Genomic DNA, 812 nt, shown 5'->3' with positions numbered 1-812 from the left:
AACAACACCCTCTCCGCCGGCCCCGACGACCCCGGCGTGCCCTGGGCGATCGGCTCCCCCGAGGGCGGCCACGACGCCGTCCACCCCGACCTGGGCACCATCGAGGACTTCGACCACTTCGTCGCGACGGCGGCAGACCTCGGCCTCGAGATCGCCCTGGACTTCGCGCTGCAGTGCTCCCCCGACCACCCCTGGGTCCAGAAACACCCCGAGTGGTTCCATCACCGCCCCGACGGCACCATCGCGTACGCGGAGAACCCGCCGAAGAAGTACCAGGACATCTACCCCATCGCCTTCGACGCCGACATGGACGGCCTCATCACCGAGACCCTGCGGGTCCTGCGGCACTGGATGGCCCACGGGGTACGGATCTTCCGCGTCGACAACCCGCACACCAAGCCGGTCGTGTTCTGGCAGAAGGTCATCGCCGACATCAACCGCACCGACCCCGACGTGATCTTCCTGGCCGAGGCGTTCACCCGCCCCGCGATGATGCACACCCTGGCCCAGATCGGCTTCCAGCAGTCGTACACCTACTTCACCTGGCGCAACGGCAAGCAGGAGCTCACCGAGTACCTCACCGAACTCTCCGGCGAGGCCGCCTCCTACATGCGCCCGAACTTCTTCGCCAACACCCCCGACATCCTGCACGAGTTCCTCCAGCAGGGCGGGCGCCCCGCCTTCGAACTGCGCGCCGTCCTCGCCGCCACCCTCTCGCCCACCTGGGGCGTCTACAGCGGCTACGAACTGTGCGAGAACACCCCCCTGCGCAAGGGCAGCGAGGAATACCTCCACTCCGAGAAGTACCAGCT

1 protein-coding gene is annotated in these 812 nt (G+C 67.5%); it reads left to right on the top strand.

Features of this window, described 5'->3' with window-relative positions; all coding sequences use genetic code 11:
• Positions 1 to 812 (top strand): alpha-amylase family protein (locus L0P92_RS44725; protein ID WP_505016562.1); only part of this gene is annotated, 812 nt, incomplete at both ends.

Source organism: Streptomyces muensis (genome assembly GCF_021474425.1).
In the GTDB taxonomy this organism is placed as follows: Bacteria; Actinomycetota; Actinomycetes; order Streptomycetales; family Streptomycetaceae; genus Streptomyces; species Streptomyces muensis.
Note: the sequence above shows the minus strand (reverse complement) of the source record. Positions and strands in the feature narration are given on the sequence as shown.